The 18,065-nt window shown below is 74.4% G+C and carries 18 protein-coding genes; 13 read left to right on the plus strand and 5 right to left on the minus strand.

What is annotated here, in order from left to right:
• Nucleotides 1-192 precede the first annotated feature (192 nt).
• Nucleotides 193-1,497, minus strand: coding sequence for a hypothetical protein (locus ACIBIW_RS18115; RefSeq protein ID WP_399337191.1), 1,305 nt, complete (start codon nucleotides 1,495-1,497; stop codon nucleotides 193-195).
• A 211-nt stretch (nucleotides 1,498-1,708) separates the two neighbouring features.
• A complete protein-coding gene (locus ACIBIW_RS18120) occupies nucleotides 1,709-3,322 on the minus strand; it encodes an alpha/beta hydrolase (RefSeq protein ID WP_399337193.1) in 1,614 nt (537 codons plus the stop codon).
• 296 nt (nucleotides 3,323-3,618) lie between these two features.
• Between ACIBIW_RS18120 and ACIBIW_RS18125 the strand changes: the two genes are divergently transcribed.
• The 7 genes from ACIBIW_RS18125 (at nucleotide 3,619) to ACIBIW_RS18155 (ending at nucleotide 8,889) form a co-directional block, all read left to right on the plus strand.
• Entirely contained in the window at nucleotides 3,619-4,923 is a 1,305-nt protein-coding gene (locus ACIBIW_RS18125) for a zinc-dependent alcohol dehydrogenase (RefSeq protein ID WP_399337195.1), read from the plus strand.
• Between the two features lie 157 nt (nucleotides 4,924-5,080).
• Nucleotides 5,081-5,269 (plus strand): hypothetical protein, encoded by a 189-nt coding sequence (locus tag ACIBIW_RS18130; RefSeq protein WP_399337197.1) that lies wholly within the window; start codon nucleotides 5,081-5,083, stop codon nucleotides 5,267-5,269.
• Nucleotides 5,266-5,721 (plus strand): MrpF/PhaF family protein, encoded by a 456-nt coding sequence (locus ACIBIW_RS18135; protein ID WP_399337199.1) that lies wholly within the window; start codon nucleotides 5,266-5,268, stop codon nucleotides 5,719-5,721. The genes ACIBIW_RS18130 and ACIBIW_RS18135 overlap by 4 nt, the downstream gene beginning before the upstream one ends.
• A complete protein-coding gene (locus ACIBIW_RS18140; protein WP_399337201.1) occupies nucleotides 5,714-6,001 on the plus strand; it encodes a Na(+)/H(+) antiporter subunit B in 288 nt (95 codons plus the stop codon). Before ACIBIW_RS18135 ends, ACIBIW_RS18140 begins: the two co-directional genes overlap by 8 nt.
• Nucleotides 5,998-6,750, plus strand: coding sequence for an MnhB domain-containing protein (locus tag ACIBIW_RS18145; RefSeq protein WP_399337203.1), 753 nt, complete (start codon nucleotides 5,998-6,000; stop codon nucleotides 6,748-6,750). The genes ACIBIW_RS18140 and ACIBIW_RS18145 overlap by 4 nt, the downstream gene beginning before the upstream one ends.
• A gap of 28 nt (nucleotides 6,751-6,778) precedes the next feature.
• Nucleotides 6,779-7,126, plus strand: coding sequence for a sodium:proton antiporter (locus tag ACIBIW_RS18150; RefSeq protein ID WP_399337205.1), 348 nt, complete (start codon nucleotides 6,779-6,781; stop codon nucleotides 7,124-7,126).
• Entirely contained in the window at nucleotides 7,123-8,889 is a 1,767-nt protein-coding gene (locus ACIBIW_RS18155) for a complex I subunit 5 family protein (protein ID WP_399337206.1), read from the plus strand. The genes ACIBIW_RS18150 and ACIBIW_RS18155 overlap by 4 nt, the downstream gene beginning before the upstream one ends.
• A gap of 90 nt (nucleotides 8,890-8,979) precedes the next feature.
• On the opposite strand, the gene ACIBIW_RS18160 is transcribed toward ACIBIW_RS18155, so the two are convergent.
• Nucleotides 8,980-9,108, minus strand: coding sequence for an LPFR motif small protein (locus ACIBIW_RS18160; protein WP_399337208.1), 129 nt, complete (start codon nucleotides 9,106-9,108; stop codon nucleotides 8,980-8,982).
• A gap of 249 nt (nucleotides 9,109-9,357) precedes the next feature.
• On the opposite strand from ACIBIW_RS18160, the gene ACIBIW_RS18165 reads away from it, so the two are divergent.
• Complete coding sequence (locus tag ACIBIW_RS18165; protein ID WP_399337210.1) at nucleotides 9,358-9,840, plus strand: molybdopterin-dependent oxidoreductase; 483 nt, start codon at nucleotides 9,358-9,360, stop codon at nucleotides 9,838-9,840.
• 27 nt (nucleotides 9,841-9,867) lie between these two features.
• Here ACIBIW_RS18165 and ACIBIW_RS18170 read toward each other — a convergent pair whose 3' ends face one another.
• Both ACIBIW_RS18170 and ACIBIW_RS18175 read right to left on the minus strand, forming a co-directional pair.
• The gene (locus ACIBIW_RS18170) at nucleotides 9,868-10,758 is read right to left on the minus strand and encodes an oxaloacetate decarboxylase (protein ID WP_399337212.1); all 891 of its coding nucleotides are present in this window, start codon (nucleotides 10,756-10,758) and stop codon (nucleotides 9,868-9,870) included.
• On the minus strand, nucleotides 10,755-11,537 hold the full coding sequence (locus ACIBIW_RS18175; protein ID WP_399337607.1) for a GntR family transcriptional regulator: 783 nt from the start codon (nucleotides 11,535-11,537) through the stop codon (nucleotides 10,755-10,757). Before ACIBIW_RS18175 ends, ACIBIW_RS18170 begins: the two co-directional genes overlap by 4 nt.
• Nucleotides 11,538-11,849: 312 nt before the next feature.
• Here ACIBIW_RS18175 and ACIBIW_RS18180 point away from each other — a divergent pair, with 312 nt between their 5' ends.
• Genes ACIBIW_RS18180 through ACIBIW_RS18200 form a run of 5 tightly spaced genes read left to right on the plus strand, consistent with a single transcriptional unit; the run spans nucleotide 11,850 to nucleotide 18,065 of the window.
• A complete protein-coding gene (locus tag ACIBIW_RS18180; RefSeq protein ID WP_399337214.1) occupies nucleotides 11,850-13,214 on the plus strand; it encodes an MmgE/PrpD family protein in 1,365 nt (454 codons plus the stop codon).
• Nucleotides 13,215-13,266: 52 nt separating this feature from the next.
• Entirely contained in the window at nucleotides 13,267-14,637 is a 1,371-nt protein-coding gene (locus tag ACIBIW_RS18185; protein WP_399337216.1) for an MmgE/PrpD family protein, read from the plus strand.
• Nucleotides 14,638-14,680: 43 nt separating this feature from the next.
• Nucleotides 14,681-15,637 carry a DUF6282 family protein gene (locus ACIBIW_RS18190; protein WP_399337218.1) on the plus strand — a complete coding sequence of 319 codons (957 nt, stop codon included), beginning with the start codon at nucleotides 14,681-14,683 and terminating at the stop codon, nucleotides 15,635-15,637.
• Nucleotides 15,634-17,094, plus strand: coding sequence for an MmgE/PrpD family protein (locus tag ACIBIW_RS18195; RefSeq protein ID WP_399337220.1), 1,461 nt, complete (start codon nucleotides 15,634-15,636; stop codon nucleotides 17,092-17,094). Before ACIBIW_RS18190 ends, ACIBIW_RS18195 begins: the two co-directional genes overlap by 4 nt.
• The gene (locus ACIBIW_RS18200; RefSeq protein WP_399337222.1) at nucleotides 17,085-18,065 is read left to right on the plus strand and encodes an Ldh family oxidoreductase; all 981 of its coding nucleotides are present in this window, start codon (nucleotides 17,085-17,087) and stop codon (nucleotides 18,063-18,065) included. The genes ACIBIW_RS18195 and ACIBIW_RS18200 overlap by 10 nt, the downstream gene beginning before the upstream one ends.

Genomic DNA, 18,065 nt, shown 5'->3' on the forward strand with positions numbered 1-18,065 from the left:
GCTGGGGCGTGTGGAGTTTGGCTCGGGGCTCTCCCACTTAGCCCTGAGGGGTGCGTGTATGCCTGTTTTCGCGGCGGGAGTTGACCCACGGGGGATTTGGGCTCGGGCCGCCTGGGGCTCGGGTCTCACACGGGGCTCGGGGCTCTCACGCGGCCTGTGGTGTGGCGGGTATCACGGCGGAAGCCGTTCACCTCATGTGTCACGCCGCGCGGACGCGCTCCTCGTGCGGAGGGAAGGGCCCGAGCGGTCGGCTATCTGGCGTTGGGATGTGGTGGGTCTGCCGCCGGTGCGTTCCAGCCATACGCAGATCAGGTCGGCCCAGCCGTGCGCGCGGGCCAGGCCCGAGAGGTCGAGGGCCATGAGGCGGAGCAGGAGGCCGGTGCGTGTGCGGTTGCCGAAGGCGCTTCTGCGGGCGGTGAGGCGGGTCTCCAGGCGGTCAAGGGTGCCGCGCACCATCTGGCGTGAGGTGGGGGCGTCCGGCGTCCTCGCGGCGAGCTGGCGCTCCATGACGGGGGCGGTGCGGGCGAGCCAGCGGTCGAGTTCGGGGAGGCGGTGGCGGGCCGCCTCGGCGGTGAAGCGGTCCCAGTCGGCTCTGGAGCGCCAGGCGCGCTGGAGGGCCGACCAGAGGGGGGTGCCACGGCGGTCGAGGCCGTGGTCGCGGCAGATGCGGCGGGCCTCCTGGCGCATCAGGTGCTCGTCGTGCCACAGCGCGACCGCCGCGGACTCGCGCTCCTGCGGCCATACGACGCGTACCGCGTGGGTGAGCGCGGCCGAGCCGTCGCCGACGATACGGGCCGGGCGGCCGGGGCGGGAGCGCGCGAGGCCGCGCAGGAACTCCGTCCAGTGCGCGGCGCCCGTGCCCGACGACACCATGACGTCGAAGACGACGGGCGTGCCGCGCTCGTCGTGGGCCATCGCGAGGAACACCGAGAACGCGAGCCCCGACGCGGGCGCGGTGCGGCCCTGCCGCACGGCGGGCAGCGCGAGCACCCCGACGAACACCGTGCCGGGCCAGGTGTCCTGGTAGGGCGCCTGGGCCTGCCAGAGCGCGCTCGCGTACACCTCCACCCAGTCGGAGACCAGGGTGCCGTGGCGGCGCCCCCGGTCGGCCCCGGCCCAGCGGCGCACGGCGCGCTCGCGCACCTCCTGGCCCGCCTGCGCGTAACTCGCGCCGCGGGCCACCGAGACGAGTCCCGAGGCGATGTCGTAGGCGGTGAACTGGTACTTGCGGGCGGTGCGCAGCTCCTCGGGGGCCTCGGCCAGGGCGGCGTCCGCGCGGTCGTCGGGGGCGTCGGCGGGGGCCGGGATGGGCACGGTCAGCGGGGCGGAGAAGCGGTGGTAGGGCGAAGTGGAGCCGGGCTTCGGCATGTTGCAGACATAGAGCTGCCGCCGCCGTCCCGGGGTGCCGTAACGCCCGCCGAGTACCACCTTGCTGCCTTCGTGGCCGGGCACGGGGCAGCGCGGCACCGCCCCCGCAGCGGCGTCGGTCGTCACCACGGGCGCGATTACATACCGGGCATCCCGGCGTGTCAAGGCGCCCTCCGCGTATGCCGGACGGGGGTGGCAGGGCCCCGGCGCCCGGCGCCGGGTACGGAGCGAGTCGCAGAGAAAAGGGCCCGCGGCCACGAGCGGGGTGTGACGCTCGTGGCCGCGGGCCCTGTGTTCCTCATGCGGTCCGCCGGTGCAACTCCGGGTGCGGGGTGGGGCGTTACTCCGCCGGGGCGGCGCAGTGGGTGTCGTGGGCGGGGAGCTTGCCGTCGACCATGTAGGCGTCCGCGAGCTTGGAGGCGCACTCGCCCGCGCCCGGGTTGCCGTAGACACCGTGGCCGCCCGCCTCCACGGTGACCATCGTGGAGCGCTTGCCGAGCGCCTTGTGCATGCCCTTGCCGGAGTCCAGGGTGGCGTTGGGGTCGCGCTCGTTCTGAAGGATCAGGATGTTGTGGCGGCCCTTGTCGGTGATCTCGACGGGCTTCTCGACGGGCTTGTCGGCCCAGAAGGCGCAGGGCCAGATGTCGGCCTGGGAGCCCGCGGTGAGCGGGTACTGCGCGCGGTCCCTCGCCACGTTGCGCTCGTACACCTTCACGTCCTTCGGCCAGCTCACGTCGTCGCAGGCGACGGCGTAGGCGGCGGCGATGGCGTTGTCCTCCGGGACGCCGGGCGAGGTGTTGGCGCTCGGGCTGGCGAGCACCAGGATCTGCTGGAGCGCGGCGGTCTCCTCGTCGGTGGCCTTCCCGTCGGCCAGGTCGGCCGTGGCGCGCCACACCTGGGTGAGCATCGGGAACTGCTGGTCGGCGGTGAGCAGGCTGGACGTGAGGTAGCGCAGGATGTTGCCGTCCAGTTTCACCGCGGCGCCGGGGACGGTGAGCGCCTTGTCGTCGAGGCGGCCGAGCAGTTCGGTGTAGGCGGTGGTGACGGCCTCGGGGGTGGCGCCGAAGCCGACCTCGTCCTGGTGCTGCGCGGCATAGGCCGCGACGTCGGGGAAGCGCACCGCGACGCCCTTGCTCTGCTGGCTGAAGACGCCGTACCAGATCTTCTCCGGGTCGACGGCGCTGTCCAGCGTCATCCGGTCGGTGTGGCCGGGGAAGAGGGTGGCGTAGGCGGCGCCGAGGTAGGTGCCGTAGGAGTTGCCCCAGTACGAGATCTTCTCCTCGCCGAGCGCCCTGCGGACGAGGTCCATGTCGCGGGCGGTGTTGGCGGTGGTGATGTACGGCAGCAGGTCGCCGGAGTTCTTGGCGCAGCGCTGTGCGGCGTCCTTGGCGTGGGCGACGTTCTTGTCGATGGAGCCGTCCTTGTCCGGGTACGGATAGGGCGGCATGGTCTCGTCGGGGTCGAGTCCGCAGGTCACGGGGGTGCTGTGGCCGACGCCGCGGGGGTCGAAGCCGATTCTGTCGTAGGCCGCCTTCTCGGCCTTGCTCGCGGTCTGGTCGAAGAGGCTGGGCTGGTTGAGCCCCTCGTTGCCGGGGCCGCCCGGGTTCAGCAGCAGCACCCCGCGGCGCTTCGCCTTGTCGGTGGCGGCGATGCGGGAGACCGCTATCTCGATCTTCCTGCCCTCGGGGTGCCGGTAGTCGAGCGGGACACTGACCGTGCCGCAGGTCTGCCCGGGGTCCACCTGGAAGCCGTCGGGGGCGGCGGGGCACTTGCCCCACTCGACCGGGGGCACCTTGACCTGGTCGAGGCCGGCGGCCGTGGTGGCCATGTCGGCGGCGTCCGCCTTGCCGTCCTTGTCACCGTCGTCGTCGAGGAGGCCGAGGTTCGGCATGCCCACCACGAATCCGCCCACGACGGCGATCGCGGCGACGGACCAGAGCAGCTTCTTCTTCATGGTTCTCTCCCTAGTGGACAACGGTTCCGGGTGCCTCGTCGGCGCCTCCGTGGTGTGGAAGTAACACTATGGAGAGCGGGAGTTGGGCCACGATGGGCGTGACACGTGGGTTGGGGGTGTCACTGGCACCACCCCGTGCGATGGCCCTGGTTCCCGGACGGCTCACACCCCGGCGCCCGGCCCGGCGCGGGCCCGCGCGGCAGGGGCCGATACGGCCCGGAACGGCATGTTTGTCCGGCCCCGCGCTGGCTACCCGCCTCCCGGCACGTTTCCACAGCGTCGAGGGAGAGCACCCCATGAAGGCCGTGATCTGGCACGACGTCGGTGACATCCGGCTCGAAGAGGTCCCCGACCCCGGCATCCGCGATCCCTACGACGCGGTCGTACGGATCACCACCTCCGCGATCTGCGGCACCGATCTGCACTTCGTGCGCGGCACCATGCCCGGCATGAAGGAGGGCCGGGTGCTCGGGCACGAGGCGGTGGGTGTCGTCGAGGAGATCGGCCCCGGGGTGCGCAACCTGCGTCCGGGCGACCGGGTGGTGGTGCCGTCCACGGTGGCGTGCGGGGTGTGCAGCTACTGCCGGGCCGGCTACTACGCGCAGTGCGACAACGCCAACCCCGGCGGCAGGCTCGCCGGAACGGTGTTCTTCGGCGGTCCTGAGGCCGCGGGCGGCCTCGACGGGCTCCAGGCCGAGTACGCGCGGGTACCGTTCGCGCACGTCGGGCTCGTGCCGCTGCCCGACTCGGTGGACGACGCCCAGGCCATCATGCTGTCGGACATCTACCCCACCGCCTGGTTCGGCGCCCGGCTCGCCACCGTGCACGCGGGACACACCGTCGCCATCCTCGGCGCGGGTCCCGTGGGGCAGGCGGCGATCGCGTGCGCACGGCTCCAGGGCGCGGGCCGGGTGATCGTGGTGGACGGGGTGCCCGACCGGCTGCGGCTCGCCCGCGACCAGCACGCCGAGGTGGTCGACTTCAACGAGGAGAACCCGGTGGTCGCCATCCGCGAGATGACGGGCGGCATCGGGGTCGACCGGGTCGTCGACGCGGTCGGTGTCGACGCGCAGCGGCCTTCGCTCGGCCCCGCGGCCGACGAACTCAGCGGCCTCTCCGAGGAGTTCGACAGGGAGCGGCGCGCGGTGGCGCCCCGGGCGCGCCCCGAGGGCGACACCTGGGTGCCGGGGGACGCGCCGTCGCTCGCGGCCCGCTGGGCCGTCGACATGGTCGCCAAGGCGGGCACCATCGGCACCGTCGGCGTCTACCCGCCGAACGTGGAGGCGTACCCCTTCGGCGAGGCCTTCATGAAGAACCTGACGCTGCGGATGGGCAACTGCAACCACCGCCGCTACATACCTGACCTGGTCGGCCTCGTCGCCTCCGGGGCGCTCGACCCGACGCCGCTGATCACCCGCTGGTCCATCACCGAGGACGCCGTCGACGCGTACCGCACCTTCGACCGCCGCGAGGCGGGCTGGACCAAGGTGGCCCTCGCCGTCTCCGACGAGGGCTCCGTCGCCCCCGGCATGGGCACCGACGCGGGCCGCGGCGCCGCCACCACGGCGGGCACCGAGGGCGGCACCACCGGCACCGCGTGAGCCGGACGGGCGCCGCGTGAGCCGGAGGCCGCCGCCTCGTGCCCGCGGCGCGCGGCCCGCGGACACCACCCGTGCGCCCCGCGCGCGCCGCGCGGGCCGCCGCGGGCCCGGTGCTTGGATCGGGAGACGGGCGCCGTACGAGCGGACGGAGGGGCGTGTGCAGAGGTCGGGCGGCGGGGCGGCGGCCACCGCCGTGGAGGTCGCGGGGTGGGGGGTCGCGCTGTGGGTGCTGTGGCTGCTGCTGATCGGGCCGGTGGACGGGTGGGAGCTGGCGGTGGGAGGCGCCGCCGCGCTGCTCGCCGGGCTGGCGGCGCACGCCGCGAGGCGCGCGGTGGCCGAGCGGTGAACGGCTGGCTCGCCGCCGCGTTCGCCGCGCTCGCGGTGGGTGGCACGGCGGGAGTGTGGGGGGTGGCGAGCGGGCCGCTGCACCGCAGGGTGCTCGCCCAGAACGTGGCGACGTCGCTGCTCTGCCTCGCGGTGCTGCTCCTCGCGCAGGGCTACGCGAGACCCGCCTACCTCGACGTCGGTCTGGTGCTCGCGGTGCTCGGCCCCGTGGGCACCCTGGTGTTCGCCCGCCTCTTCGCCGCCGACCTGCGCCGCGACCCACCGCACGCCGCCCCGCTGACCGCGGCGACCGTCGCCGCCGCGGCGGCCGTAACGATCGCCCTCGCGGTGGCCGCGCCGCCGGGCCGCGCCACCGTCAAACCGCTGGTGGCCGGCGCCCTGCTGATCGCCGGCAACGCCGTGGCCTCCCGCGCCCTCACCACCGCCGAGGCGAGCGGGGGCGGCCGTGGCTGACGCGCTCGTGGCCCTCGCGCTGCTGCTGGTCGCCGCGGCCGCCACCGCCGCGGTGCTGGTGCGCGACCCGCAGCGGCAGGCGCTGGTGCTCGCCGTGCTCGGGCTGCTGCTCGCGGTGCTCTTCACGGTGTTCCAGGCCCCCGACGTGGCCCTCTCCCAGGTCGCCGTCGGCTCCGCGCTGACCCCGCTGCTGATCCTGCTGTCGGTGCGCAAGGTGCGCCGCCGCGCCGAACGGAACCCGCCGGGCGACGGCGGCGGCGGACGCGGGAGGCGCCCGTGAGCACCCGCGCCCGCACCCTGCTGCTCACCGCCGGGCTGCTGGCGCTCGCCGCCCTGTTCACCGCCGCCTTCCTCGACCTGCCCGACTTCGGCGCCGCCCACCACCCGTACGGGCAGCGGGCGGTGCGGGCCGCGCTCGCGCACCACACCGCCAACGTCATCTCCGCCGTCAACTTCGACCAGCGCGCCTTCGACACCCTCGGCGAGGAGTCCATCCTCTTCGGCTCCGTGCTCGGCACCGCCGTCCTGCTGCGCCAGACCCGCGGCGAGCGCCATGTCGCGCCGGGCCCCGAGCCGGTGCGGGCACCGCTGCGCCGCTACGCGCTCGCGCTGCTCCCGGTCACCGTGCTGATCGGCCTGTACGTCGTCGGGCACGGGCAACTCAGCCCCGGCGGCGGCTTCCAGGGCGGTGTCGTCGTCGCCACCGCCGTCCACCTGCTGTACATCGCCGTCGACTACCGCGCCCTCGAACGGGTGCGCCCCGTCGCGCCCTACGAGATCGCGGACGCCGCGGGCGAGGCCGCGTACGTGCTGCTCGGCACGGCCGGGCTGCTCGGCGGCGCCTCCTACCTCGCCAACACCCTGCCGCTCGGCACCTTCGGCACCCTGCCGTCCGGCGGCACCGTGCCGCTGCTGAACGCCGCCGTCGGCATGGAGGTCGCCTGCGCGGTGGTGGTGCTGCTCGCCGGGTTCCTCGACCAGGCCGTGGAGATCACCGGGCCGGGCGAGCACCGGGAGCCGGAGCGGTGAGCCACCGCCACCACGAAAGGGCCCGCTGATGTCCGTGCTGCCGTACTTCACCGCCGGGTGGATCTTCCTCGTCGGCTGCTACGGGCTCGCCACGAGCCGCCATCTGGTGCACGCGGTCGGCTGTCTGTCCGTGTGCCAGTGCGCCACGTACGTGCTGCTGCTCGCGGTCGGCTACCGGCGCGGCGGCACCGCGCCGGTGTTCTCCGACATCCGCCCCGGGTCGCGGCCCGTCGTCGACCCGGTGGTGCAGGCGCTCACGCTCACCGACGTGGTGGTCGGCGCGACCGTCACCGCGCTGCTGCTCGCCCTGGTGGTCCAGGTCGCCAAGCGGCACGGCACGGTGGTGCCCGACGAGCTGACCGAGCTGCGCGGATGAGCGGCCTGCTGCCGCTCGTGGTGGCGGTGCCGCTGCTGGGCGCCGCCCTGGAGATCGCCGCGGGGCGGCGGCTGACCCGGCGCGTCGCCGAACTCCTCGGGCTCGCCGTCGCCGCGGCCACGGCGGCGCTCTGCCTCACCGTGCTGCTCGGCGCCGCCCGCCCCGCCCTGTGGGTGGGCGGCTGGCGTCCCGAACACGGCGGCGTCGGCATCGAGTTGGGCGGCGACCGCGCGGGCACGGGACTCGCCGCCCTGGTGTCGCTGCTGGTGGTCGCCGTACTCGGCTACGCCTGGCGGTACTTCGACGAGCCGCCCGAGGGCCACGCGGGCTCCTTCCCCGGGCTCGTCCTGCTCTTCCAGGGCGGCATGTGCGGATTCGCGCTGACCGCCGACCTGTTCAACGCGTTCGTGTTCTTCGAGCTGATGAGCGTGGTCGCGTACGCGCTCACCGGCTACCGCGTCGAGGAGGCCAGGGCGGTGCAGGGCCCCCTCACCTTCGGTGTCGTCAACTCCTTCGGCGCGTACGCCATGCTGATGGGCATCGCGCTGCTGTACGCGCGCACCGGGGAGCTGAACATGCGGCGCATCGGCGAGCGGCTGCACGGCGGCCCCGACGCGCTGGTGCTCGCCGCCCTGGTGCTGGTGCTGACCGGGCTCCTGGTCAAGGCGGCCGCCGTGCCCTTCCACTTCTGGCTCCCCGACGCGCACGCGGTCGCGCCCACCCCGGTGTGCATGCTGCTCTCCGGCGTCATGGTGGAGCTGGGCAGCTACGGGGTGTGGCGGGTGTGCGACACGATCTTCACGGCGCCCGGGGTGCTGTCCACCGCCGAGGTGGCGGCCGTCCTCGTACCGCTCGGGGTGCTCACCGCCCTGGTCGGCGCGGTGATGTGCTGGCAGCAGCGGCACATCAAACGGCTGCTGGCGTTCTCCACCGTCGCGCACACCGGGCTCTTCCTGGTCGGCATCGGGCTCGGCACCCCGGCGGGCCGCGACGGCACCGCCCTCTACCTGCTCGGCCACGGCGGCGCCAAGGCCGCCCTGTTCGCGGGCACCGGGGTGCTGCTCGACCGCTACGGCAGCGTCGACGAGCGCGAGTTGCACGGCCGCGCCCGCGATCTCCCGGCGATGGGGGCGCTGTTCCTGCTCGGCGGCCTCGCGCTGGCCGGGCTGCCGCCGTTCGGCACGGCGCTCGGCAAGGCCGCGTCGGAGGAGGCGGGCGGCGCGGCGGCCGCGGTGCTCTTCGTGGCGGTGTCCGCCGTCACCGGGGGCGCGGTGCTGCGGGTCTGGGCCCGGGTGTTCGGCGGCCGTGGCGAGCCGCCGCCTGTCACCCCCGGCTACGAGACGAGCGGCGGGGGCGAGGAGCCCGAGACCCGCTCCCCGATCTTCCGGGTGCCGGCCACCATGCTGCTGGTGCCCGCCGCACTGCTCGCGTCCTGTCTGCTGACGGGCGCGGTGCCCGGCTTCGCCCGGCTCGTCGGCCGCTCACTGGCGGCGCCGGGGGAGCGGACACCGCCACCGCACTGGACCCTGGCGGGCGTGCTGCTCGGCCTGCTCTCCACGGCGGCGGCAGCGGCGCTCGCCGCCCGCGCCGTGCGGCACGGCCACGCGCCCGACCGCCCGCGCCGCACGGCGCGGTGGGCGAGCGCCGCCACCCGCCTGCTGCGCCGCCTCCACTCGGGCCACATCGGCGACTACGTCGCCTGGACCCTGGCGGGGATGGCGCTGCTTGGCGCGCTGGCGCTGGCCGGGGGCGCGGGCGGATAGGCCGCCCGCGGCGGGTGGCCGGGCCACTCGCCGCGGGACGGGTCCGTCCGGGGCTGCTTGCTGGTGATGGCCGCCGTCTGCGGCTGCTCGCTAGTGGTGGCCGTGGGCGCTGTCCGCGGCGCCGCCGAAGAGGCGTGCCACCAGGCGGAAGGGCAGGGTGACGACGGTGGCGATGGCGCCACCGATCGCCCTGAAGACATCCGCGATCGCACTGAACACGGGGGTCACCTCCTGATGAGGGTCGTCGTGCGTGTCACTGCCGATCCCTCTGTGGGTCGGCTGCCCTGGAACACGGGGCCCATGCACCGCGCCGCCCGCGGACCACGCGCCGCCCGGCCGCCACGGCGCAGATGCGGGGGCGGCACTCCTCCCTCGCTCGCACAAGCGGCATCCCGGGCCCCACAAGGCTGGCAACCGCGTTTTCACGGCGGCCCGGTTCGGGTACGGTCGAGCGGGAGGTGGTAGCCCGTGAGCCAGACCCTCACCGCCACCGGGAGAGCCACAGGCCCCGCGGCACGGCTCGTCCTCAGCGGCGACCTCGTCCGCCCCGCCGAGCTGACCGTGCCCGACCTGCTCTGCTGGCCCCAGCACGCGGCCGAGGTGAGCTTCGAGTGCGCCACGAGCGGCACCCAGCGCCACCGGTTCGCCGGGCCGCTGCTGCACGACGTGCTGGCGGACGCGGGCCCCGGCTTCGACCCCGCGCGCCGCAAGGACCGGCTCCGCTTCCTCATCGCGGTCTGCGGCACCGACGGCCACCGCGCGCTGCTGTCCTGGGCGGAGATCGACCCGGACTTCGGGCGGGCGCCCGTGCTGCTCGCGGTCAGCATCGACGGCGCCGGGCTCGACCGCGCGGGACCCCAGCTCGTCCTGCCCCAGGACCGCTGCGGCGCCCGCCACATCAGCGCCATCCGCACGATCCGCGTGGACGGCGGCTACACCCCCTGGGCCTGAGCCGGGCGCCCGGCGCCCCTGCGCGCCCTAGTCGACGTGTGCGTACCGCGTCTCCAGCTCGTCGAACGCCGGCTTGCGCACCACGCGCTGCCGCTCCTTCCACGGCGCGAGGTCGTCGAGCGCGGCGTCGAGGGAGCCGGTGGCATGCAGCGCCGACAGCACCCGCTGCATGCCCTTGACCGCGCCCTGGAGGGAGGCGTTGGCGTACAGCGCGATGCGGAAGTCGGCGAGCTGCGAGAGCGGGAGCAGCGGGGTACGGCCGCCCTCGACCAGGTTGACCACCTGCGGCGCGGACAGCAGCGCCGGGACCCTGTGCATCTCCTCGACCGTCTGCGGCGCCTCCACGAAGCCGACGTCGGCGCCCGCCTCCAGATAGGCGCGGGCGCGCTCCACGGCCGCCTCGAAGCCCTCGCCCGCGCGGGCGTCGGTCCTGGCGATGACCAGCACGTCGTCGTCGCGCCGCGCGTCGACCGCGGCGTGCACCTTCTGCACCATCTCGGCGGTGGACACCAGTTGCTTGCCCTCGAAGTGGCCGCACTTCTTCGGGGACGCCTGGTCCTCGATCTGGACGGCGTCGGCCCCCGCGCGCTCCAGGGTGCGCACGGTGTGGGCCACGCCTATGGCGTTCCCGAAGCCGGTGTCGGCGTCCACCACCAGCGGCAGCGACACCGCGTCCCGGATGGCGGCCACGTGCTCGGCGAGCTGGGTCAGGGTCACGAGCCCGATGTCGGGGGCGCCGAGATAGGTGTTGGCGACCCCGGCGCCCGACACGTACACCGCCTCGAAGCCGGTGTCCTCGACGATCCGCGCCGCCAGTGCGTTGGCCGCGCCGGGCACCACGAGCAGCGGGCCCTCGGTGACCCGGGTGCGCAGCCTGCGGGCCGTGGTCGGGCCCGCGTCGCTCTCGATGTCCCTCATGTCGTACGCCGTTCTGCCGGTTCGGGGGAGTCCGAAGCGTGGGCGGGGGTGTGTCCCCCCGCGGGTGGCGCCGCCGACGGTGCCGCGGGCGGCTGCTGGAGCACCCCGAGCAGGGCGGGTCCCGCGACGTCCTCGGTCAGCGCGGTGAGGATGTTGCGCAGGCTGTTGTGTATGTGGACGGCGACGGCCTGTGCGGCCAGCACCTCGTCGCCGTCGCAGATGGCCCGGCAGATCGCCAGGTGCTCGTCGGCCGTGGTCACCATCCGGTCCGGCCTGCGCCGCGCGATCCGCCGCAGCCGGTGCAGATGGCCGCGCAGGTCGCGCAGCGCGGAGAGCAGATAGGGGTTGTCGGCGCCCGCGTCCACCGCGTCGTCGAAGCCGCCGATGAGCCGGTAGTACGAGCGGTACTCGTCGGAGACCTGACCGCTCCTCAACTCCTCGCGCGCCGCTTCGAGTTCCACCCGCAGCCGCTCGAACGTGCCCTTGGCCGCCGGGCTCTGCCGGGCGCACAGCCGCACCGCGTAGCTCTCCAGCGCCTCCCGCATCTGGAACAGCTTCACGACGTTGTCCAGCGAGATGTCCGCGACCGACGCGCCCCTGCCGTGCGCCACCACCACGAGGCCCTCGTGGGCGAGGCGCTGGATCGCCGCGCGCAGCGGGGTGCGGGAGACCTCAAGGCGCTCGGCGAGATCGCTCTCGCCGAGCGGCGCGCCCGGCGGGAGCCGCCACTCGACGATGTCCTCGCGCAGTCGCTCGTACACGCGGTCGCCCTGGCTCATCGCCACGTCCGTGCCTCCCTCTTCGTGACCGGACACTCACCGTCCGCCCGGACCTCCGGCCCCATTATTGACGATCGTCGACAGCGAGTGTACACATGCTGGATACACAGAAAATACAAACTCGGTAAAGCCGGTACCGGCCGGCTTTCCGTCCCCCGACGGTCCGCGTCCCCGTCCGTACGCGCAATCCGCGAACCGGTCTTCCACCAGCGTGGATCGCCCCCGTCGTCGTCCGCCGCCATCCGCACGGCGTGACCGATTCCGCCGATCAGCCGCATACGAGCCGCATACGAGCTGCATACGAAGGAAGCCATGACCACACCCACCACCGCGGCCCTCGTCGACGCGCTGGACAGGCGCGCCGAGGATGTGCCCGACTCCGCGCTCGACGCGGCGCGGACGCTCGTGCTCGACTTCCTCGGTGTCGCCGTGGCGGGCGCGAGCACCGAGGAGGGCCGCCGAGTCCACCACGTGCTCGCCGGGCTCGGCCGCCAGGGGCCGAGCAGTGTGCCGCGCGGCCGCCGCGGCTTCGACCCGGCGACGGCCGCCCTGATCACCGGCACCATGGGCTACAGCATCGGCCTCACCGACACCCACGCGCTGTCCATCACCCACCCGGGCCCCTCCGTCATCGCCGCCGCGCTCGCCCAGGCCGAGGCCGGTGACTCCTCGGGGCGCGAGCTGCTGACCGCGGTGGTCCTCGGGGTGGAGGCCGTGGTGCGCATCGGCGCCGTCGTCAACCCCTCGCACCGGGCCCGCGGCTTCCACCCCACCGCCACCTGCAACCCGTTCGGCGCCGCCGTGGCCGCCGGCCATCTGCTGGGCGCCGGCAGGCGCGAGCTGACCTGGGCGCTCGGGCTCGCGGGCAGCACCGCGGGCGGGCTCTACGAGTTCCGGCGCGAGGGGTCCATGCTGATGGCGCTGCACGGCGGCTGGCCCGCGCACAGCGGCGTCACCGTGGCACACCTCGCACACGCGGGCTTCACGGGTCCTGGCACCGTGCTCGAAGGCGACGAGGGCTTCTTCCGCGCCTTCGCCGACACCACGCACCCCGAACTCCTCGTGCCCCCGGACGACGCCCCGTACGGCATCGAGGAGGTGTCGCTGCGGCCGTACTGCGCCTGCCGCTACGCGCACGCCGGGATCGACGCGCTCCAGCGCGTACGCGCCGCGCACGACCCCTTCGGGCCCGCGGACATCGAGCGGCTGACCGTGTACACCCACCGCACCGCCGTCGAGCAGGAGTCGGAGCCCGACACGGTGGTGGGCGCCCGGCTCAGCACCCGGTTCAACATGGCGCTCGCCGCCGTGCACGGACCCCGGCTCTCCGAGGTCTCCACCGGCGACCTGGCCGACCCCGCCGTCACCGCCGTCGCCCAGCGCACGGAGGTCGTCGAGGACCCGGAACTGACCGCGCTCTTCCCCCGCCAGTGGGCCTGCCGGGTCCGGGTCGACCTGCGCGACGGCCGCTCGTACGAGGAACGCGTCGACACCCCCAAGGGCGAGCCGGAGAATCCGATGACGCCCACCGAGGTCCGCGACAAGTTCCTGCGCCTCACCGTGCCCGCCGTCGGCGAGGACAGGGCGCACGCCCTGCTCACCGCGGTCGGGTCACTGCCCGAGGCGCCGCGGGTACGGCCGCTGCTGGCCGCCCTCGCCACCGGCGACGCGCCCTAGCCCCCACCGCAGGGCCCTTTCGACAACTCCCCGACCAGAGAAGGAAGACGACGTGGTGAAGCAGGACAGCCCCACGGCATCCCGGGCGCTCGCCGAGCGGTTCTCGAAGCTGACCTTCGAGGACGTGCCGGGCGAGGGCGTGCATGAGATGAAGCGGCTGCTCACGGACTACCTCGGGGTGGCCGTCTCCGGCAGCCGCACCGACAGCGGCCGTATCGCGGGGGACTTCGCGGCCGAACTCGGCGGGCCTGGCCAGGCCACCGTCATCGGCCGGGACGTGCAGGTGCCCGCGGTGCACGCCGCCTTCGCCAACGCGGTGGCCGAGCACAGCATCGAACTCGACGACGTCGACGACGAGGCCCTGTTCCACTTCGGGCCACCCGTGATGTCGGCGGCGCTCGCGGTCGCGGAGTGGCGCGGCGCGAGCGGCCGTGACGTGCTGACCGCCGCCTTCGCCGGGGCCGAGGTGATGAACAGGCTGAGCCTGGCCGCCAACCCGTCGCTGCGCGACCGCGGCTTCCACACCACCCCCGCCTGCGGGGTGTTCGGCGCCGCCGTCGCCGCCGGGCACCTGCTCGGCCTCGACACCGACCGGCTCACCAGCGCCCTCGGCCTCGCGGGCGCCCAGGCGGGCGGGCTGATGGAGATGTACGGCACCTCGATGCAGAAGCGGATCAACCCGGGCCCCGCCGCCCGGGACGGCGTCACCGCCGCCGTGCTCGCGCTGAAGGGCTTCACCGGCGCCGACACCATCCTCGACGGGCCGCGCGGCTTCGGCCACGCCTTCACCGACCGCTTCGACACCGACAGGCTCCTCGACGGCCTCGACGGCAGCGGCCGCCGCTTCCTCGCGGTACTCGAATACAAGCCGTACTCGGCGGCCCGCCCCATCCACAACGCCATCGACTGCGCCCTCGCGATCCGCGCCGAGCACGCGTCGAAGCACGGCGGCGCCGCCGACATCACCGACGTGCTGGTCGAGCGGCACCCCGCCTGGGCCGACTACCACCTGGTGAGCAGGCCGCGCAGCTACCACGAGGCACAGACCAGCCTCCCCTACTCCGTCGCGGTCGCCTTCGCCGAGGGCAGGGCGCTGCCCGGCCAGTACGCCGACGAACGGCTCGCGGACGAGGCGGTCATGGGCCTGTCCGAGCGGGTCAGGGTCACCAAGGACCCGGAGCTGCCGCGCGGTGTGTCCTGCCGGATGACCGTCACCACCCGCGCGGGCGAGCGGCTGACCGCACAGGTCGACCACCCCAAGGGCTCCGTCGCCAACCCGCTCGACGACACCGAACTCGTCGACAAGCTGCTGATGCTCGCCGGGCCCGTACTGCCCGAGGGGCAGGCCGGGCGGCTCGCCGACGAGGTGGCGCGCGTCGAGTCGGCAGAAAGCCTCGCGCCGCTGCTCGGCCTCACCCACTGACCACGCAGGCCCCGAACGGACAGAACGGAAAGGAGGCGGCCCGATGAGCACGGAACGCGCCGACCTGCTGCTGCGCGGCGCCCTCGACCTGCACGCGCACGGCTATCCCGAGTTCACCCTCGGCATGCCGCCCCGGGTGGACAACGTCGAGTGGGGCAGGCTGGCCGTCGAGGCGGGCCTGCGCGGTTACGTCGTCAAGTCCCATCTGTGGCCCACCACCACCGCCGCCCATATGCTCCGCGCGCTCTACCCGCAGTTGGAGGTGTTCGGCAGCATCACGCTGAACCCCCCGGCAGGCGGTCTGAGCCCGGTCTCGGTGGAGGTCGCGGCGCAGACCGGCGCCAAGGTGGTGTGGATGCCGACCTGGTCGGCCCGCCAGGACCCGCCCAGGCACAGCGTGTTCCTCGAACGGATGCGGCCCTGGGTGCGCTCGCTCGACCCGGTCGCCGCCGTCTCCACCGACGGTGTCGCCGTCACCGGGGACGACGGGGCGCTGCTGCCCGAGGTGCTGCGCATCCTCGACATCGCGGGCGCGTACGGCATGACCGTCGCCAGCGGCCACCTGCCCATCGCCGACTCGCTGAAGCTGAGCGCGGAGGCCGGGCGGCGCGGGGTGCGGTTCGTCCTCACCCACCCGCTCAGCGGCTCCGTCGGCGCCACCGTCGAGCAGCAGCTCCAGGTGGTGGAGCACGGCGGCATGATCGAGCACGTCTTCATCGGCTGCATGCCCATGCACCAGCGGATGGACCCGCGCCGCATCGTCGAGGCGGTCGAGGCGGTGGGCGCGGAGCACTGCGTGATGTCGAGCGACGCCATCGAGGCGTGGAACCCGCCGCAGCCCGAGGTGCTGCGCATGTTCATCGCCACCCTGCTCGCCCTCGGCGTCCCCGAGGACGCCGTGCACGCCATGACCCACGACAACCCCGCACGCGCCCTCGGCCTGCCGCCGCACCCACCGCAGCCCGCCCCCGGCGCCCAGGACTCGGAGGGCGCCGCGTGAGCACCGCACCCCAGTCGTCCCCGGCGGCCCCGGCCTCCCCGACCGCCGAACTCGCCGCGTTCGCCGCGGCGTTGCGCTACGAGGACATCCCGCCCGAGGTCGTCGCGCACACCAGGCTCTGTCTCCTCGACACCTTCGGCTGCGGTCTGTACGGCGCCACCCTCCGCTGGACCGGAATCCTCCGGGACACCGTCGCCCCGCACGACCCCGGCACCCCGAGCACCGTATGGGGCACCCCCGACCGGCTCTCCGCGCCGCACGCCGCGCTCGTCAACGGCACCGCCGTGCACGCCTTCGAACTTGACGACCTGCACAAGCTCGCCATCGTGCACCCCGGCTCCGTCGTCACCTCCGCGGCGCTCGCCACCGCCGAGGACAGCGCCGCGCGGGGCGCGGACGTCTCGGGGAAGCGGCTGCTGACGGCCGTCGTCGCCGGTTACGAGGTGGCCGCGCGCACCGGGATGTCCGTCGGCGCCGCCCATCTGCGGCAGGGCTGGCACCCCACCGGCACCCACGGCACCCTCGGCGCCGCCGCCGCTGCCGGGTCCCTGCTCGGCCTCGACGCCGCCGGGATGCGGGACGCGCTCGGCACCGCGGGCTCCCAGTCCGCCGGGCTCATGGCCGCCCAGTACGGGTCCATGGTGAAGCGGTTCCACGCCGGGAGGGCCGCCCAGTCCGGGGTGTACGCGGCGCTGCTCGCCGAGCGCGGCTTCGCCGGGATCGCCGAGCTGTTCGAGGCCGAGTACGGCGGCTACTGCGGCACGTTCTCGCCCGAGCACGACCTCGCGCCGCTCACCGCGGGCCTCGGCGAGGTGTGGGAGACCGCCACCATCGGCTTCAAGCCGTACTCCACCAACGGCAGTTGCCACCCCACCATCGACATGCTGCTCGAACTGCACGCCACCGAGGGCCTGTCGGCCGCGGACGTGGCGGCGGTACGGGTGCGCTGCTCCACCGCCACCAAGGTGCACGTCGGCTGGGACTACGAGCCCGACAGCGTCACCACCGCGCAGATGAACCTCCCGTACATCGTCGCCGCCGTCCTCACCGACGGCGACGCGTTCGTCGACCAGTTCACCGAGGAGCGGGTGCGCGACCCCGCGCTCACCGCGCTCTCCCGGCTTGTCACCGTCGCCGCCGACCCGGACATCGACGCCCTCGGCGACGCCTACCGGCACGCCACCCGGCTTGAGATCACCCTGCGCGACGGCCGGTCCTTCACCCGCTCCCGGGACCACGCCAGGGGCAGCGCCGCCGCCCCGCTCACCGCCGCCGACGTACGGGAGAAGTACCACAAGCTCGCCGCCAAGGCGCTCCCCGCCGAGCGGGCGGAACGCCTCGCCGCCGCCGTGGACTCGCTGGGCGGGCACCCCGACGACCTGCGGGCGCTCACCGACGCGCTGCGCGCGCCCGCGGCACCCGCACGCGACCCCCGAGGACACCACCCATGCGACTGAAGATCAGCGAGGCGCGCGCGCTCGCCCTCGACATCCTGCGCAGGCACCGCTTCGGCGAGGAGGACGCCGGGATCGTCGCCGACCACCTCGTCGACGCCCATCTCACCGGCTACACCTTCGCGGGCCTGCCCCGCCTCCTCGTGGTGCTGCGGCGCCTGCGCGAGCGCCCCGAGGAGATTCCGGGCCCGGTGCGCACCCTCAGTCAGACCCCGGTCTCCGCCGCGCTCGACGGGCAGGACACCCTCGGCTACGTCGCCTGCCGCCGCGCCGTGGACATCGCCGTCGACAAGGCACGCGAGAGCGGCATCGCCGTCGTCTCGGTGGCGAACGCCTACTACAGCGGCCGCAGCGGCTACTACACGGAACGCGCCGCCCGGCAGGGCCTCGTGGCGCTGCACGCCTCGCACGCCTCCCGGATGGTCGCGCCCACCGGCGGCAGCGAACCGGTGCTCGGCAGCAACCCGTTCACCTTCGCCGCGCCCACCGCGGGCGACCCCCTCGTCGTCGACCTGTCCACCGCCGCGATCACCTGGGGCGAGATCCAACTCGCCCAGCGCGTCGGGGAGCCGCTGCCCGAGGGCGTCGCGGTGGACTGCGACGGCGAGCCCACCACCGACCCGGCCGCGGCGCTGCTCGGCGCCGCGCTGCCCTGGGGCGGCCACAAGGGCTACGCGCTCTCCCTCGTGGTGCAGACCCTCGGGGTGCTCGCGGGTGGCGACCTGACGCCCGACCACTACGGCAGCTTCGGCTTCCTCTTCCTGGTGTGGCGGCCCGATCTGCTGCTGCCCGAGGGCGAGTTCGAGACCAGGATGGGCGCCCTCCTCGACACCGTGCGCAGCTCGCGCCCCGCCGCGGGCTCGCCCGGCATCCTCGTCCCCGGCGAACGCGGCAGGGCGAGCCGCGCCGCGGCGCTCGCGGCGGGACACATCGAACTTCCCGACCGGGTTTACGAGGACCTGCTGGCGCTGTGA

This window comes from Streptomyces sp. NPDC050560, assembly GCF_044457285.1.
Taxonomy (GTDB): domain Bacteria; phylum Actinomycetota; class Actinomycetes; order Streptomycetales; family Streptomycetaceae; genus Streptomyces.

Bases quoted from the DNA above. Each gene is read 5' to 3' on its own strand.
- ACIBIW_RS18190 (WP_399337218.1), top strand. From the start codon at position 14,681: ATGAGCACGGAACGCGCCGACCTGCTGCTGCGCGGCGCCCTCGACCTG.
- ACIBIW_RS18175 (WP_399337607.1), bottom strand. From the start codon at position 11,537: ATGAGCCAGGGCGACCGCGTGTACGAGCGACTGCGCGAGGACATCGTC.
- ACIBIW_RS18150 (WP_399337205.1), top strand. From the start codon at position 6,779: ATGTCCGTGCTGCCGTACTTCACCGCCGGGTGGATCTTCCTCGTCGGC.
- ACIBIW_RS18120 (WP_399337193.1), bottom strand. From the start codon at position 3,322: ATGAAGAAGAAGCTGCTCTGGTCCGTCGCCGCGATCGCCGTCGTGGGC.
- ACIBIW_RS18170 (WP_399337212.1), bottom strand. From the start codon at position 10,758: ATGAGGGACATCGAGAGCGACGCGGGCCCGACCACGGCCCGCAGGCTG.
- ACIBIW_RS18125 (WP_399337195.1), top strand. From the start codon at position 3,619: ATGAAGGCCGTGATCTGGCACGACGTCGGTGACATCCGGCTCGAAGAG.
- ACIBIW_RS18155 (WP_399337206.1), top strand. From the start codon at position 7,123: ATGAGCGGCCTGCTGCCGCTCGTGGTGGCGGTGCCGCTGCTGGGCGCC.
- ACIBIW_RS18180 (WP_399337214.1), top strand. From the start codon at position 11,850: ATGACCACACCCACCACCGCGGCCCTCGTCGACGCGCTGGACAGGCGC.
- ACIBIW_RS18200 (WP_399337222.1), top strand. From the start codon at position 17,085: ATGCGACTGAAGATCAGCGAGGCGCGCGCGCTCGCCCTCGACATCCTG.